The sequence below is a fragment of the Psychrobacter sp. 16-MNA-CIBAN-0192 genome, assembly GCF_040309565.1.
In the GTDB taxonomy this organism is placed as follows: domain Bacteria; phylum Pseudomonadota; class Gammaproteobacteria; order Pseudomonadales; family Moraxellaceae; genus Psychrobacter.
Window position 1 is genome coordinate 1 of the sequence record NZ_JBEOOX010000241.1, and the last position, 273, is coordinate 273.

At 42.9% G+C, this 273-nt stretch carries 1 protein-coding gene; it reads left to right on the forward strand.

The window, feature by feature from the left end; all coding sequences use genetic code 11:
• On the forward strand, positions 1–273 hold a 273-nt coding region (locus AAEY78_RS13080), incomplete at both ends, for a hypothetical protein (RefSeq protein WP_352339738.1).

Genomic DNA, 273 nt, shown 5'->3' on the forward strand with positions numbered 1-273 from the left:
GTACTGGCGGCACCTGCGATTCAGCGTATTTTTGGCTTTGATCCTAATGAAAGATTAGCTGAGGTTTTGTCCTTTAAGACTGATAAGAATAGTACTAACGATATTAAGCAAAATAATATTCATTGGTTGCCCTTCGCTGATAATGGCAAAGCCCTAGCCGGTCAACATGTACGTAAACGACTGAACATACGACAGGGACGAATTGATCTCATTCATGCTGATTACGACGACTTTGTCCAGCAAATGCAAGCGCAGTGGCACTATGGCTATCAG